The sequence below is a fragment of the Blastococcus sp. VKM Ac-2987 genome (genome assembly GCF_026967805.1).
Lineage (GTDB): Bacteria > Actinomycetota > Actinomycetes > Mycobacteriales > Geodermatophilaceae > Blastococcus.
The window spans coordinates 231,238-245,269 of record NZ_JAPVBG010000003.1 but is presented as its reverse complement, the minus strand read 5'-3'; the positions used below and the strand labels follow the sequence as shown (position 1 = coordinate 245,269).

12 protein-coding genes are annotated in these 14,032 nt (G+C 74.6%); 7 read left to right on the top strand and 5 right to left on the bottom strand.

Annotated features, from left to right (window positions below):
- The first annotated feature begins 64 nt into the window (after nucleotides 1–64).
- Nucleotides 65–763 (top strand): PAQR family membrane homeostasis protein TrhA, encoded by a 699-nt coding sequence (gene trhA, locus O2W17_RS16480; RefSeq protein ID WP_269193525.1) that lies wholly within the window; start codon nucleotides 65–67, stop codon nucleotides 761–763.
- Nucleotides 764–782: 19 nt separating this feature from the next.
- Here the strand turns inward: trhA and O2W17_RS16475 are convergent, their stop codons facing one another.
- The 3 genes from O2W17_RS16475 to O2W17_RS16465 all read right to left on the bottom strand — a co-directional run bounded on the left by O2W17_RS16475 (nucleotide 783) and on the right by O2W17_RS16465 (nucleotide 2,955).
- A complete protein-coding gene (locus tag O2W17_RS16475; RefSeq protein WP_269193524.1) occupies nucleotides 783–1,682 on the bottom strand; it encodes a F510_1955 family glycosylhydrolase in 900 nt (299 codons plus the stop codon).
- A gap of 124 nt (nucleotides 1,683–1,806) precedes the next feature.
- Nucleotides 1,807–2,421, bottom strand: a complete 615-nt coding sequence (locus O2W17_RS16470) for a DUF305 domain-containing protein (protein ID WP_269193523.1) — start codon at nucleotides 2,419–2,421, stop codon at nucleotides 1,807–1,809.
- Between the two features lie 78 nt (nucleotides 2,422–2,499).
- Complete coding sequence (locus tag O2W17_RS16465; protein ID WP_269193522.1) at nucleotides 2,500–2,955, bottom strand: hypothetical protein; 456 nt, start codon at nucleotides 2,953–2,955, stop codon at nucleotides 2,500–2,502.
- A gap of 206 nt (nucleotides 2,956–3,161) precedes the next feature.
- Between O2W17_RS16465 and O2W17_RS16460 the strand changes: the two genes are divergently transcribed.
- The 5 genes from O2W17_RS16460 to sigB all read left to right on the top strand — a co-directional run bounded on the left by O2W17_RS16460 (nucleotide 3,162) and on the right by sigB (nucleotide 9,075).
- Entirely contained in the window at nucleotides 3,162–5,693 is a 2,532-nt protein-coding gene (locus tag O2W17_RS16460) for an HAD-IC family P-type ATPase (RefSeq protein ID WP_269193521.1), read from the top strand.
- Between the two features lie 4 nt (nucleotides 5,694–5,697).
- Nucleotides 5,698–6,663 carry a patatin-like phospholipase family protein gene (locus O2W17_RS16455; protein WP_269193520.1) on the top strand — a complete coding sequence of 322 codons (966 nt, stop codon included), beginning with the start codon at nucleotides 5,698–5,700 and terminating at the stop codon, nucleotides 6,661–6,663.
- Nucleotides 6,664–6,779: 116 nt separating this feature from the next.
- Entirely contained in the window at nucleotides 6,780–7,304 is a 525-nt protein-coding gene (locus O2W17_RS16450; protein ID WP_269193519.1) for a DUF421 domain-containing protein, read from the top strand.
- 71 nt (nucleotides 7,305–7,375) lie between these two features.
- Nucleotides 7,376–7,807 (top strand): D-aminoacyl-tRNA deacylase, encoded by a 432-nt coding sequence (dtd, locus tag O2W17_RS16445; protein ID WP_269193518.1) that lies wholly within the window; start codon nucleotides 7,376–7,378, stop codon nucleotides 7,805–7,807.
- 281 nt (nucleotides 7,808–8,088) lie between these two features.
- Nucleotides 8,089–9,075, top strand: coding sequence for an RNA polymerase sigma factor SigB (gene sigB / locus O2W17_RS16440; RefSeq protein WP_269193517.1), 987 nt, complete (start codon nucleotides 8,089–8,091; stop codon nucleotides 9,073–9,075).
- A 196-nt stretch (nucleotides 9,076–9,271) separates the two neighbouring features.
- Here the strand turns inward: sigB and O2W17_RS16435 are convergent, their stop codons facing one another.
- Both O2W17_RS16435 and O2W17_RS16430 read right to left on the bottom strand, forming a co-directional pair.
- The gene (locus O2W17_RS16435; protein WP_269193516.1) at nucleotides 9,272–11,971 is read right to left on the bottom strand and encodes a bifunctional acetate--CoA ligase family protein/GNAT family N-acetyltransferase; all 2,700 of its coding nucleotides are present in this window, start codon (nucleotides 11,969–11,971) and stop codon (nucleotides 9,272–9,274) included.
- A complete protein-coding gene (locus tag O2W17_RS16430) occupies nucleotides 11,964–13,145 on the bottom strand; it encodes an acetoin utilization protein AcuC (RefSeq protein ID WP_269193515.1) in 1,182 nt (393 codons plus the stop codon). The genes O2W17_RS16435 and O2W17_RS16430 overlap by 8 nt, the downstream gene beginning before the upstream one ends.
- 156 nt (nucleotides 13,146–13,301) lie before the next feature.
- Here O2W17_RS16430 and O2W17_RS16425 point away from each other — a divergent pair, with 156 nt between their 5' ends.
- Nucleotides 13,302–14,027 (top strand): metal-dependent transcriptional regulator, encoded by a 726-nt coding sequence (locus O2W17_RS16425; protein WP_269193514.1) that lies wholly within the window; start codon nucleotides 13,302–13,304, stop codon nucleotides 14,025–14,027.
- The last annotated feature ends 5 nt before the right edge of the window (nucleotides 14,028–14,032 follow it).

The window sequence follows — 14,032 nt, the reverse complement described above, 5'->3', positions numbered from 1 at the left end:
CCGACCTGCTCACCCGGGCAGCACCGGCGGGCGGCGCGGCCACGGCCGCATCACACTGGCACCCATGGCCGGCCGCGCGTCGTCGCGCACGGTCCCAGCTCCGGCGTTGCTCTACGACTCCCAGCGGGACATCCACTACCCGAAGCCGCTCCTGCGCGGCTGGCTGCACCTCGTGTGGTTCGCGGGATCGCTCGTCGCCGGTCCCCTGCTCCTGGTCGCCGCGGACGGCGCCACGCACCTGATCGGTGTCGCGATCTACGCGGGCTCTCTCAGCGGGCTCTTCGGGGTGAGCGCCCTGTACCACCGGGGGAACTGGAGGCCGGCCGCCGGCCGCGTGCTGCAGCGGGCCGACCACGTGATGATCTCCCTGCTGATCGCCGGGACCGCCTCCCCGGTCTTCCTGCTCGCCCTGCCCGGCACGACCGGGCTGGTCGGCCTGGCCGTCCTGTGGGCCCTCACCGCTCTCTCGATCGGTGCGCACATGGCGCGCATGCAGGCACCCGAGAAGCTCGTCGGCGGGCTCTTCCTCGGGCTCGGGGCCGTCAGCGCGCTCCCGCTGCCCGCCCTGTGGACCTCCGTCGGTGCCGCCCCCGCCGTCCTGGTCCTCGCCGGCGGCCTCCTCTACGTCACCGGTGCCGTCGCGTTCCACCGCCGCCGGCCCGACCCCTACCCCGCGGTGTTCGGCTACCACGAGGTCTTCCACGCCCTCGTCTGCGCCGCCGCGACCTGCCACTTCGCGGCGATCGCGCTGCTGGGCGGGTGACCTGGCGGCGCAGCACCGGTCACCACTCCGCCACGACGTCGAACGTCCGCCCCCCGTCGACGGACTCGACCAGGGCCGTGGCGGTGGCCACGACGATCCGGGAGACGCCGTCCCCGGTGCCCGCCAGCGTCACCGCCTGCGGGGCGGAACCCAGCCCGGGGCCCTCGTGCCAGGTGCTCCCGCCGTCGCTGCTGGTCCAGAGGACGCCGGACGGGTCCACGCCGGCGACGTCGGTGCCCGCGTCGGCCCAGTCCACGACCTGCAGGAGCGGAGCGCCGTCCACCGCCGACCAGGTCCGGCCGGCGTCGGTGGAGCGGAGCAGGCCCCGGGCGGTCGTGGCGAGCGCCGGCTGCCCGTCCGGGGACGCCGTGAGCGTGTGCGGCTCGGCCGGGATGGGCAGCTGCTCCCAGGTGCTGCCGTCGCTGCTGCGGACCAGCGTGCCGTCGTAGCCGAGCACGCCGGCCCCGCCGGCGGTGAGCGCGTGGAAGTCCGACTCGCCCTGCCGGGACACCGGGCTCCACGTCCGCCCGCCGTCGGTCGACTCGATCAGCCCCATGGGCTCGGGCAGGTCGACGTCCGGACCAGGGTGGCCGGAGGCGAGGAAGTGCCCGGGCCCGGCCACGGTGAACCCCATGAGGTCCATGACCGGACCGACCGGCGCGGGGTCCCCGCCGGCGGGCAGCCGGAGCAGGCCGTCGTGCGTCGCGACGAGGAGCGCGCCGTCGGCCGGGTCCACCCCGACCCCGTGCACGTGCCCGGCCGCCAGCGCGGCGGGCGCCGACGAGGGTGCGGCTCCCGGCTCCGGCTCCGGGGGTGCTGCGGTGCAGCCGACCAGCAGGGCGGCGGGCAGGACGACGGCCGACGCCCTGCGCCGGACCCGGGAGCCGGGGACGGGGGCGGTCTGCGAACGGGTGGTCACGGGTGGGCTCCTGGTACGCGGGTGCGGCGGGGCGGTACGCGCCGGGACGGTCGCCGCCGGCGGGGGGGTCGGGTCGAGCGGCCGGGGCGCGGCAGCCGGTCGGCGCCGCGCCCCGGCCCGGGCATCAGCCGAGCTCGGTGAGCAGCTGCCGCATCTCCTCGATCTCCTGCCGCTGGGTCTCGCCGATCGTCCGAGCCAGCTCGATCGCCTCGGCGTCGCGGCCCTCGTCGATCTCCGTCCGCGCCATCTCGACGGCGCCCTCGTGGTGCTCGATCATGGCCTCGAGCCACCTGCGGTCGAACGCCGCGCCGGAGGCCGGCATCTCCCCCATGTCCATGCCGCTCATCCCGTGGTCGGCGCCCATGCCGTGATCCGCGCCGCCTCTGTGGCCGCCCCCCTCCTCGACCGGCTGGCCCCAGTCGTCGAGCCAGCCGGTCATCAGGTCGATCTCGGGCTCCTGGCCGGCCGCGATGCGCTCGGCGAGCCGCACGACCCGTGGATCGGCGGCGCGCTCGACGGCGACGTCGGCCATCATGAGCGCCCCCTCGTGGTGCGGGATCATCTCCTGCGCGAAGGCCACGTCGGCGTCGTCGACGTCCGCCGTCGGATCGGCGGCGTTCTCGGTGGTGCCGCTGCCGGCGGCCGGGGTCTCGGCGGCGGTCGAACAGCCGGTGAGGGCGACGACGGCGGCGGCGAGGCCACCGGCGAAGCGGACGAGTCGGGTGCTGGTACGGGTCACGCTGGTCTCCTGGGATGCGGGTGCAGGCATGCGGACGGGACCCGGGACAGCCGGAGCTGCCCGGGCGCGGCGTCCGGCCTAGATGCGCAGGAGGCAGAGCGCGGAGAGGTCGGGAGGGCGCGGCGGCGGCGTCCTCCCGGTGGACCACCGGGACGCGGGCGGCGATCCGCGGACGGCCCGGGCCGTCGTCGGCCAGCGGCGCAGTGCGACCGCACCGAGGGCGGCCGCCCCCGCGAGCAGGACGGCCAGGCAGGCGGCCGCCACCTGGGCGCCGTGCGCCGGGAGGTGGAGGACGAGGAGGTGCGCGGCCCCGGCCGCGGCGGCGACCTCGGGCTTCGCGTGCCCTGCGGCGGGGGTGGTGGCAACCGTTCCGGCAGCCGAGGGGGTCGGGGTGGGGGCGTGCCCCGACGATGACGCCGCGGCCGCGTGCGAGACGCCGTGGCCGGACGCGCCGTCGTCGGCCAGGCACTGCAGGCCGTGCACCGAGAAGAAGGCGCCCAGCACGAGCAGGACCCACAGCCGTCGACCCGGCATGCCACCCCCTCGCACCGGATCGAGGCTACTGCGTGGCACCGGAGGACCGGGGCACGCGGTGGGCAGCCCCGTGCGCGGCGACCGCGGCCGCGGCGGGAGAGACTTCCCAGGAACGGCGGGCTGGTCCGGGCCACCGCGAGCGCCTCCGGGCCGCGCGGCACGGCCTGCCGGTGCAGGCGCGGGAGCGACGGCAGGAAGCGGGCGACATGGACGTGCGGGCGACCGAGGCGGACGGCGCGCTCGCCGTCCGGCCCGGCGGGCTGTCCCAGCGCGAGGCCGAGGCCCGCCGCCGGCGCGGTGAGGGCAACGCCGCCGTCAGCCGGTCGGCGCGCAGCTACGCGCAGATCCTGCGCACCAACGTGTTCTCGTTCTTCAACCTGATCCTGTTCGGCATCGGGGTCGCGCTGCTGGCGCTCGGCCAGGTCAACGACGCGGTGGTGAGCGTCGGCCTCGGCCTGGTCAACGCCGCGATCAGCGCCGTCCAGGAGATCCGGGCCAAGCGCAAGCTCGACCGGCTCCAGCTGCTCAGCCGCAGCGCGGTGACCGTGGTCCGCGACGGCCGGGACGTCGAGGTGGCGCCGCAGGAGGTGGTGCGTGGCGACGTGCTGCACGTCCGCCCCGGCGATCAGATCGTCGTCGACGGTCCACTGCTCGAGGGCGGGCGGGTCGAGGCCGACGAGTCGCTGCTCACCGGCGAGTCGGACGCCCAGCTGAAGGAGCCCGGCGACGACCTGCTCTCGGGCAGCTTCAGCGTCGGCGGCGAGGGCCGCCAGCTCGCCCGGGACGTCGGCGCGGCCAGCTACGCCAGCCGGCTCACGGCCGACGCCAAGCAGGCGTCCACCGACACCACTCCGCTGCAGCGCCGCATCAATTTCGTCGTCCGGCTGGTCATCTGCCTGGTCGTGCTCATGAGCGGGGCCATCCTGCTGCAGGCGGCCCTGGAGGGGCTGTCCCTGGTCCGCGTGGTGCAGACGACGGCGGTGCTGTCCGGGCTGGTGCCCTACGGGCTGTTCTTCCTGATCGCCGTCGCCTACACCGTGGGGGCGGCGAAGAGCGCCGGCCACGGGGCGCTCGTGCAGCAGGTCAACGCGGTCGAGTCGATGAGCAACGTCGACGTGGTCTGCACCGACAAGACCGGCACGCTGACCACCGGCCGGTTGAGCCTGGCCGAGGTGACACCCGTGGGCGGTGTCGACGACGTCGGGCGGCTGATCGGGTCGATGGCCCGCAGCGCCGCCGCGCCCAACCTGACCTCGGCGGCGCTGGCCGCCGCCCTCCCCGGCGAGGCGTGGGAGGTGCGCGAGGAGATCCCGTTCTCCTCGTCGCTGCGGTGGAGCGCGCTGCGCACCGACGACGGCGTCGTCGTCCTCGGTGCGCCGGACGCCCTGGCCCCGCAGCTGTCCGGCGCACCCCTGACCGCGACCGTGGGCGAGCGGACCGCGCGGGGGCTGCGCGTCCTCGTCGCCGCCCGTGCCGCCGACCCCCGGGCACCGCTGCGCGACGACGCCGGCCGGCCGCGGCTGCCCGCGCTGGAGCCGCTGGCCGTGGTCGCCCTGGCCGACGAACTGCGCCCGGAGGTCCGCGAGACGCTGGCCCGGTTCACCGCCGACGGCGTCGCGGTGAAGGTGATCTCCGGCGACGACCCGCGCACCGTGGCCGCACTGGCCCGGCAGGCCGGCCTGGCGGGCGGGGAGCCGGCCACCGGCGCCGCCCTGGCCACGCTGCCCGACGCCGAGCTCGACGCGCTCGTGGCGCGGACATCGGTGTTCGGCCGCGTCGCCCCGGAGCAGAAGGAGCGCCTCGTCGCCTCGCTCCGCCGGCAGGGCCGCTACGTCGCCATGATCGGCGACGGCGTGAACGACGCCCGGGCGCTCAAGGCGGCCCAGGTCGGCGTCGCCATGCGCAGCGGCAGCGCGGTGACCCGCGACGTCGCCGACATCGTGCTGACCGAGGACTCCCTGGCCGCGCTGGTGCCCGCGCGGCAGGAGGGCCGCCGCATCATCAGCGGCCTGGCCACCTCGATGCAGGTGTTCCTCGCCCGGGTGGCCACCCAGGGCCTGGTGATCCTCGCGGTGACCATGCTCGGCCTGGGCTTCCCGTACTCGCCGGCGCAGGTCGGGCTGACCCTGCTCACCGTCGGCGTCCCGACGTTGTTCCTGACCACGTGGGCGAAGCCCCTGCCGCCGGACCCGCACCTGCTGGCCACCGTCGGCCGTTTCGTGGTGCCGGCGGCGCTGGTCACGGCGGCCGCCGGCGTCGGCGTCTACGCCTGGCTCTACACCGACGTCTTCACCAACCTCGACAGCGGCAACGCCCCGCCGTTCGTCCTGGCGGACTTCGAGGTCTACACCGGGCTGTCGTCCGACGACGTCGGGTTCGCGGAGGCGTCGGCCACGATCGGCGCCCAGACCGGGCTGTCGACCTTCGTCTCCTTCGCGGCCTTCCTGCTCATCCTCTTCCTCAAACCGCCGAACCGGTTCTTCGCCTCCTGGACCCGGCCGGACGGCGACCGGCGCCCCGCGGTGCTCGTCGCCGTCCTGGTCGCCGTCTTCACCGCCGGGCTGCTCGTCCCCGCCTTCACCGACTACTTCGGGCTCACCGAGGCCGTCGAGCCCGTCGTGTTCGCCGTGCTGCCGGCGCTCGTCCTGTGGTTCGTCCTGCTCAGCCTCGCCTACCGGTACCGCCTCCTGGACCGGGCCCTCGGCCTGGACCACCTCCCCGAGCGGCCCGCAGACTGACGTCATGACCAAGGTCGGCGTGGTGCTGGGCGCAGGGGGCGTCGTCGGTCAGGCGTACCACTCGGGGGTCCTCGCCGTCCTGCAGCACGACTTCGGCTTCGACGCCCGGCGCGCCGACATGATCGTGGGCACCTCGGCCGGATCGATCACCGGCACGCTGCTGCGGCTCGGTGTCTCCGCGGAGGACCTCGCGGCGTGGACGGTGAAGGCGCCGCTGTCCGGCGGCGAGGACGTGCACCGCCAGATCGTCGAGGCACCCCTGCCCGAGCTCGCCCCGTTCCGGCTGCTGCACCTCTTCCGGCCGATGCGCCTGCCCGGCCCGCGCATGCTGCAGCGGGCGCTGACCCGCCCGCTGCAGTTCCGGCCGCTGGCGGCGGGCATGGCCCTGCTCGCGCCCGGCCGGCACGACGTCGTCGCGCAGCTCGGTGCGCTGCGCGAGCTGGCGACGGCGGAGTGGCCGCCCGACCTGTGGATCTGCGCGGTCCGCCGGCGGGACGGGCGGCGCGTCGTCTTCGGTCGCCCGGGCACGCCGGACGCCCCGGTCCACCTCGCCGTCGCCGCCTCCTGCGCGGTTCCCGGCTACTTCGCCCCGGTGGAGATCGGCCGGCACGCCTACGTCGACGGCGGCGTCCACTCGCCGACCAACGCCGCCGTCCTCCGGGACCAGGGCCTGGACCTGGTGATCATCGTCTCGCCCATGAGCGGACCGGCCGGATCGCCCGTCGACCCCTTCGCGGCGGCCCGCCGGCACTCGGCCCGGCTGCTCGGGCGCGAGGTCGCCGCCCTGCGGGCCAACGGCGTCCCGACGGTGGTCTTCACCCCGGGGACGGCGGAGCAGGCGGTCATGGGCAACGACATGATGTCCCGCGAGCGCGTCGACGAGGTCATCCAGCAGTCGTTCCTCGCCGCCGGCGCGCACGCCGCCACCCCGGCCGTCTCCGACCTCCTCCGGCGTGCCGTGCAGGGCTGACCCGCCCCGGCCGTCGTCCTCGCCAGGCGGCTCCGCGCCCCCGGGTCGTGTGCCTCCCGGGTCGCCGGGTACCCGCGCCGGGGCCCGCAGCCCGCACCTCACCGGGAGGTCGCCCCGTGAACCAGACCCGGTTCTTCTGGGACGACGACAACCCCGTCGCGCGCATCCTGCTGATCGGCACGCTCGGCTACATCGCCCTCGCGCTGCTGCTGCGCGTCTCGGGTGCGCGGACGATGGCCCGGATGACACCGTTCGACTTCGTCATCACCGTCACCCTGGGCTCGGCGTTCGGCCGGGTGCTGACGGCCAGCGAGGTCTCCCTGGTGGAGGCGCTGGTCACCTTCGCGCTCCTGGTGGTCCTGCAGTGGGTGTTCGCTTACGGGCGGTTCCACTGGTCGTGGTTCGCGCGGGCCGTCGATCCCGGCCCCACCCTGGTGTGGCACGACGGCGCCCCGGTGCGCGGCGCGCTCGCGCGGCACCGGATCTCCGAGTCCGACCTGGACTCCGCCGCGCGCGAGAAGGGCTTCGGCTCGCTCGACTCGGTGGCGGCCATCGTGCTGCAGGCCGACGGCCGGTGGGCGGTCGTCGGCAAGGAGGGGTTCGGGAACGGATCGACGGTGCCCGCCCCGGCGGGCCGCTGACCCGGCGGCCGGGTGACCGGCGCTGTCGGCCCCGCGCCGTCGCCCCGCGGCGGACCAGGGAGGATGCGCAGGTGCGTGCAGTGGTGAGCAGGGTCGGTACAGCGGCTGTAATGGTCGAGGAAGCGGTCGTCGGCGAGATCGGCCGAGGGTTGCTGTCACTGGTCGGAGTGGGGCGCGACGACGACCGGGACCGCGCCCGCGCCATGGCGCGGAAGATCCACGAGCTGCGCATCTTCCCCGGCGACAGCGGTGCGGTGTCGGCCGCCGACCTCGGCCTGCCCGTCCTGGTGGTCAGCCAGTTCACCCTCTACGCCGACACCCGCAAGGGCCGGCGCCCGTCGTGGCAGGACGCCGCCCCCGGTGAGACGGCGGAGCCGCTGGTGGACGAGGTGGTCGCGGAGCTGCGCCGTCGCGGGGCGACCGTCGCCACGGGGGTGTTCGGCGCCGCCATGCAGGTCTCGTCGGTCAACGAGGGCCCGATGACGCTCCTCCTGGAGACCTGAGCCGCCCGAGTCGTCGCACAAATGACATGTCTGGGAGTCCGGGGGCACGGGTATCCGGAGGTGACCGAAAGCACTCCCTGTCGGTTTGCTGTGAACGGTCGAATTGCGGAACACCGGACCCCGTGGCAGCCGTTGTGCAGGGCGTACCACACCGGACAGACAAGAGCGGGACCGGCCGGTGACCCCGTAGCCGTGGCCCCCGCTCCACGCCTGGATGACGACCCGCCACCCGAAGACGCCGGCGAGCGCATCCGAATCGAAGGCAAGGACGAAGACCCATCGTGACGCTGCTGCAGTCCTCCCCCACCGACACCCTGGACGTGCGCGCCCCCCGACGGGAGCCCGACACCAGCGGCCTGGTCTCCACCGACCTGGTGCGCGTCTACCTCAACACCATCGGCAAGACCGCTCTGCTGACCGCGGAGCAGGAGGTGGAGCTGGCCAAGCGGATCGAGGCCGGCCTCTACGCCGCGCGGCTGCTCGCGGAGCAGGAGGGCCTGACCCCGGCCCGCAAGCGCGACTACAAGATCCTCGCCACCGACGGGAAGGCCGCCAAGGCGCACCTGCTGGAGGCCAACCTCCGGCTCGTGGTCTCCGTGGCCAAGCGCTACACCGGTCACGGCATGACGTTCCTGGACCTCATCCAGGAGGGCAACGTCGGCCTGATCCGCGCGGTCGAGAAGTTCGACTACACCAAGGGCTTCAAGTTCTCCACCTACGCCACCTGGTGGATCCGGCAGGCGATCACCCGGGCCATGGCCGACTCCGGGCGCACCATCCGGCTGCCCGTCCACCTGGCCGAGCAGGTCAACAAGGTGGTGCGCACCCGCCGGCGGATGCACCAGGAGCTCGAGCGCGAGCCCACCGCCGAGGAGCTGGGTCTGGAGCTGGACCTGCCCGAGGAGCGGATCACCGAACTGCTGGAGTACAGCCGCGACCTGGTCAGCCTCGACCAGACGGTGGGCACCGACGAGGAGTCCCGGCTCGGTGACTTCATCGAGGACGCCGACGCCGCGGTCGCCGAGGACGCCGTCGCCTTCCAGATGATGAAGGGCGACGTCCGCACCGTCCTCTCCACGCTGGAGGACCGGGAGCGCGACGTGGTCGTGCTCCGGTTCGGCCTCGACGGCGGCCAGCCCCGCACCCTGGAGCAGATCGGCAAGCAGTTCGGTCTCTCCCGCGAGCGGGTCCGGCAGATCGAGCGCGAGACGATGGCCAAGCTGCGCGACCCCCAGCGCGCCGACGCCCTCCGCGACTACCTGGCCTGAGCCATGACGCTGTCGTCCTCCGGACGACACCGCGGCCACGAGCCGTCCCAGGTGCGCTGAGCGCGTCCACGAAGGTCCTGCCGGGAGCCTCCGGCCCGCGCCAGGACGCCGTTGCCCGCAGAGCGGCTCACCTGGACGAGGTGACCGCTGGGCACGAGAGCCCGCCCCCCACCCGGGAGGCGGGCTCTCGTGCATCTCACACCGCGCTGCGCATCCTGCGGGGGCCGGGGTCGACGCGGGCGGTGGGCGGACCCACCAGCGCGGCGCCGCCGGCGACGACGAGCGAGCGGCCGCCGTGCCACGGCTCGGCCGGGCCGACGATGACCGGCTCCAGCGTCAGCCGCAGCACCTCGGGCAGGTCGTCGGCCAGCCGGGCCACGCGAAGCACCAGGTCCTCCAGCGCCGCGAGGTCGACCGGCTCGGAGCCGCGGTAGCCGTCCAGCAGGGGAAACGCGCGCGGTGAGCGCACCAGCTCGGCGGCGTCCAGGTCGGTGAGCGGGAGGGTCCGGTAGGCGCGGTCTCCCAGCAGGTCGGTGGCCACACCGCCGAGCCCGAAGCTGACCAGCGCTCCGAACGACGGGTCGTCGACGATCTCCACCACGGTGGCGACACCGGGCGCCGCCATCTCCTGCACGATGACCGGGTCACCGGACGGGATAGCGGCGAAGGCGCCGCGCACCGCGTCGGCGTCCGGCAGGTCCAGCCGCACGCCGCCGAGATCGGAGCGGTGCCGCAGCCACGGGGCGGTCGACTTCAGCACCACCGGGTAGCCGACGGCCTCCGCGGCGGCCACGGCCGCCTCGGCGTCGGTGACCGTGCGGGTACCGAGCAGTGGCACGCCGTAGGCGGCCAGCAGCCCGAGCAGCTCGTCGTCGGTGAGCTCCCGCCCCTCGGGCGATCCGGCGAGCGCACCGTGCACGATCCGCTCGGCGGCGGCCTCGTCGACGTCGGGCAGCTCCGGCAGCTCACCGACCGGCCGGCGCCGCCACCGGGCGTACTCGGCCACCTTCGCCAGCGCGATCACCGCGCGTTCCGGCGTGCTGAAGGAGGGCACCGACCCGCGCGACGGCATCCCCTCCTCCTCGCAGACGGCGAGCTCGGGCGGGATGCCCTCGGTGGACAGGAAGCTGGCCACGACCGGCTTCCCCGCATGCACCGACACCTCGCGCAGCGCCGGCCCGTACTCGTGCGAGCCCGCCATCAGCGGCGGCAGGAAGACCGCGACGACCGCGTCCACGCCCTCGTCGTCGACCGCTGCCTGCAGCGCCGCGCGGAACTCCTCCGGCGTACCGCGGACGCCGATGTCGACCGGGGCCTCGTGCGCCAGCTCCAGCCCCTCCTCGAGGACGGCGTCGGCGACGAGCACGCCGATGGCGGTCGAGTTGCCCACGATCGCCACCCGGTTGCCGGCGGGCAGCGGCTGGTGGGCCAGCAGCGTGCCCACGTCGAACAGCTGGGCGACGGTCTCGACCCGGATGACGCCGGCCGAGGCGAACAGCGCCGCCACCGACTGCTCGGGAACGGCGACGGAGGTGCCGGCCAGGCCCGGGGTCATCCCCACGTGCCGGCCGCTCTTGACCGCGACCACGGGCTTCGTGCGCCCGACGGTGCGGGCCAGCCGGGCGAACTTGCGCGGGTTGCCGAAGCTCTCCAGGTGCAGCAGCACCACCTCGGTGCCGGGGTCGGTGGCCCAGTACTGCAGCAGGTCGTTGCCGCTGACGTCGGCGCGGTTGCCGGCGGACACGAAACTCGACAGCCCGATGCCGCGGCTGCGGGCACGCTCGAGCAGGGCGACGCCGAGCGCACCGGACTGGGCGAAGAAGCCGACCCGCCCGCGCCCGGGCACCTTCGGCGCGAGGGAGGCGTTCAGGCAGACCCCGGGGTCGGTGTTGACGACGCCCAGGCAGTTGGGCCCGACCACCCGCATGCCCGAGGCCCGGGCGGCGGCGACCAGCTCGCGCTCGGCGGCGCGCCCCTCCGGCCCGGCCTCGCCGAACCCGCCGGAGATCACGACCAGCCCGCGCACCCGCTTGCGGCGGCAGGCCTCCACGACGCCGGCCACCTCGTCGGCGGGCACCGCGAGGATCGCCAGGTCGACGTCGTCGGGGATGGACTCGATGTCGGCGTACGCCGGCACCCCCCGCACGTGCCGGACCCCCGGGTTCACCGGGTACACCGGGCCGGCGAAGCCGTAGTCCAGCAGGTGCCGGAGCACCGCGTTGCCGATCTTGCCGACGTCGTTGCTGGCACCGACCACGGCCACCGACGAGGGCGTCAGCAGGCGCGCGATCGACCGGGACTCGCTGCGCTGCTCCCGCTCGTAGGCGACGGCGAGGGCGTCCTCGGTCTGCTCGATCGGGAAGGTCAGGTGGACGACGCCGTCCTCGTAGGAGCGCTCGGCCTTGTACCCGGCGTCGCGGAAGACCCGGACCATCTTGCTGTTCTGGGCCAGCACCTCGGCGACGAAGCGCTTGATCCCCCGCTCCCGGGCGGCCGCGGCGAGGTGCTCGAGCAGGACCGAGCCCAGACCGCGGCCCTGGTGGGCGTCCTCGACCAGGAAGGCGACCTCGGCATCGTCGGTGCCGGGGTACCGGTCGTAGCGGCCGACCCCGATGACCTGGTCCCCGAGCAGGACCACGAACGCCACCCGCTGGTCGTGGTCGACGTGGGTGAACCGGTGCAGGTCCTTGTCCGAGAGCCGCTTCATCGGCCCGAAGAAGCGGTAGTAGCGGGTCTGGTCGCTGCTGCGGTCCATCAGGCCGGTCAGCCCGTCGGCGTCCTCGGGGCAGATCGGCCGCAGGTGCACCGTGCCGCCGTCGGCGGCGACGATGTCGGCCTCCCAGCCCGGCGGCGGCGCGGGGTTCTCCTGCTCCGCGGAGCGGTTCGGCTCAGTCACGGGGGTCGTCCGGGTCGAGGCCGAAGTAGGGGAAGCTGGCCCGCCGGGTGCGCATGATCGCCCGGTCGACCCGCGACTCGGTGAAGTTGTCCCAGCGGGAGAAGCCGGTGTAGCCGCCCTCGGTCATGTGCGTGGGCGGGCGGGCCCGCAGCCCCCGGCGGACGACGTCGTCGCGCCAGGATTCGGGGATCTCGGTGGCGGGGTCCAGCCCGGCGCCGCTGACCTCGGCGATCAGGTGGGTCCACGCCCGGGGGACGCAGCGCACCAGGCCGTAGCCACCGCCGCCCAGCGCGATCCACCGGCCGTCGCAGAGCTGGTGGGCCAGCTCGTGCATCGCCTTGTAGCTGGCCCGCTGCCCGTCGACGGTCAGCGCCAGGTCGGCGAGCGGGTCCTCGTGGTGGGCGTCGCAGCCGCACTGGGTCACAATGATCTGCGGCTGGAAGGCCGTCAGGACGCTGGGGACGACGGCGGTGAACGCGCGCAACCAGGAGGAGTCGTCGGTGCCGTTCGGCAGGGCGAGGTTGACCGCGCTGCCCAGGGCCTTGTCGGGGTCGCCGGTCTCCTCCGGGAAGCCGGTGCCCGGGAAGAGGGTCAGCGGCGTCTGGTGGATGCTGACGGTGAGCACCCGGGGGTCGTCGTAGAACGCGGCCTGGACGCCGTCGCCGTGGTGGACGTCGAGGTCGACGTAGGCGATCCGCTCGTACCCCTTGCCCAGCAGCCAGGCGATGGCCACGGCGGCGTCGTTGAACACGCAGAACCCGGAGGCGCTCCCGCGCATCGCGTGGTGCAGCCCGCCGGAGATGTTGACCGCGTGCTGGGCGGCGCCGCTGTGCACCTGCTGGGCGGCGAGCATGGTGCCGCCGGTGATGAGGGCCGCGGCGCCGTACATGTCGGGGAAGATGGGGTTGTCCGCGGTGCCCAGGCCGTGGCCCACGTCGGGGTTGCCCGGCGCCTGGCGCACCGCCTCCAGGTACAGCGGGTCGTGGACGAGGGTCAGCAGTTCCTCGTCGGCCGGCGTCGGCTTCAGCACCCGGACGCGGTCGTTGCCGAGCAGGCCGAGGCCGTCGGCCAGCCGCATCGTCAGGTCCAGCCGGACCGGGTGCAGCGGGTGGTCACCACCCATCGTGTAGCCGAGCAGCGCGTCGTCCCAGACGACGGCGACCGAGTCGCTCATGCACCCCTCCCCTGGGCAGCACCCGGCCGGGCGCGCCTGCCCCTCCCGGACGCTACCGGGTTCCGTCGCGGCCGGTACGCCGCCGAGATGACCCGCGGGTCGGCCGATCGGGGTGCCCGGGCCCCGTAGACTGGCCGCCGACACGGAGGAGTACCTGTGAACGACCTCATCGACACCACCGAGATGTACCTCCGGACGATCTTCGAGCTGGAGGAAGAGGGCATCGTCCCGCTCCGGGCCCGCATCGCCGAGCGCCTGCACCAGAGCGGCCCGACGGTGAGCCAGACGGTCGCCCGCATGGAGCGCGACGGCCTGCTCACCGTCGAGGGCGACCGGCACCTGCAGCTCTCCGAGGAAGGCCGCCAGCTGGCCACCGCCGTCATGCGCAAGCACCGGCTGGCCGAGTGCCTGCTCGTCGACGTCATCGGCCTCGACTACGCCGACGTGCACGAGGAGGCGTGCCGCTGGGAGCACGTGATGAGCGAGGCGGTGGAGCGCCGCCTGGTGTCGCTGCTGGGCAACCCGACGGTCTCCCCGTTCGGCAACCCGATCCCGGGCCTGGAGGCGCTGCGCGGCGACGAGCCGCTCGGGGGCGAGACCGTCGCGGTGCTCGACTCCCTCACGCTGCTGGCGACGACGGCCACGTCCGAGGGCCGGCCGGTCGTCGTCCGCCGGATCAGCGAGCAGCTTCAGGAGAACGCCGAGCTGCTCCGCGCGCTGGCCGACCACGGCGTCCGGCCGGGCGTGACCATGACCGCGCAGCTGGTGGAGGGCTCGGTGAGCCTCGACGGCTACGTGCTCCCGGCCGGCGTGGCCCAGCACATGTTCGTGAGCGCGGTGGACGAGGAGCTCACGCCCCTCGAGGCCGCGCCGATGCTCTAGCCGTC

Bases quoted from the DNA above. Each gene is read 5' to 3' on its own strand.
- trhA (WP_269193525.1), top strand. From the start codon at position 65: ATGGCCGGCCGCGCGTCGTCGCGCACGGTCCCAGCTCCGGCGTTGCTC.
- O2W17_RS16465 (WP_269193522.1), bottom strand. From the start codon at position 2,955: ATGCCGGGTCGACGGCTGTGGGTCCTGCTCGTGCTGGGCGCCTTCTTC.
- O2W17_RS16460 (WP_269193521.1), top strand. From the start codon at position 3,162: ATGGACGTGCGGGCGACCGAGGCGGACGGCGCGCTCGCCGTCCGGCCC.
- O2W17_RS16455 (WP_269193520.1), top strand. From the start codon at position 5,698: ATGACCAAGGTCGGCGTGGTGCTGGGCGCAGGGGGCGTCGTCGGTCAG.
- O2W17_RS16430 (WP_269193515.1), bottom strand. From the start codon at position 13,145: ATGAGCGACTCGGTCGCCGTCGTCTGGGACGACGCGCTGCTCGGCTAC.